Genomic DNA, 559 nt, shown 5'->3' with positions numbered 1-559 from the left:
CATATGTTCCGCATAAGGTTCCCAGTCGGTCGCCATATGGAATACGCCCCCCAGCTGCAGTTTGCTTTTTACCAGTTCGGCAAACGGCACCTGAACGATACGGCGTTTATTATGGCGCGCTTTGTGCCACGGGTCAGGGAAAAAGAGCTGCACCATGCGCAATGAATTGTCAGGAATCATTTTATGCAGCACTTCAACCGCATCGTGACACATCACGCGCAGGTTGCTTAAACCTTCTTCATGCGCAGAAGCCAGGCACGCACCAACGCCCGGTGAATGCACTTCAATGCCGAGGAAGTCCTGCTCAGGGCGATCTTAGCCATTGCCACCAGCGACGCCCCCATGCCAAAACCAATCTCAAGCGTCACCGGCGCTTCACGGCCAAAAAGCGCGGGGAAATCCAGCATATCTTCGCTGAACTCAACGCCCATCACCGGCCAGTAGTTTTCCAGCGCATGTTCCTGGCCTTTGGTCAGTCGCCCCTGGCGGCGCACAAAACTACGGATACGGCGCAGTGGGCGGCCGTTTTCATCAAATTCCGGTGAAATGACGTCGTTTT

The 559-nt window shown here is 54.9% G+C and carries 1 protein-coding gene and 1 pseudogene; both read right to left on the bottom strand.

All coding sequences use genetic code 11. The features are described 5' to 3' along the window. On the bottom strand, positions 1 to 282 hold a 282-nt coding region (gene trmB / locus E0L35_RS26980; RefSeq protein WP_349304659.1), incomplete at its 3' end, for a tRNA (guanosine(46)-N7)-methyltransferase TrmB. Further along, positions 228 to 559, bottom strand: a pseudogene (locus E0L35_RS26975) (tRNA (guanosine(46)-N7)-methyltransferase TrmB); the annotation flags it as partial. The gene trmB and the pseudogene E0L35_RS26975, both read right to left, overlap by 55 nt.

This window comes from Halomonas sp. ATBC28, assembly GCF_005937175.1.
Lineage (GTDB): Bacteria > Pseudomonadota > Gammaproteobacteria > Pseudomonadales > Halomonadaceae > Vreelandella > Vreelandella titanicae.
The sequence above is the reverse complement of the archived record's forward strand: the minus strand, read 5'-3'. Positions and strand labels throughout refer to the sequence as shown.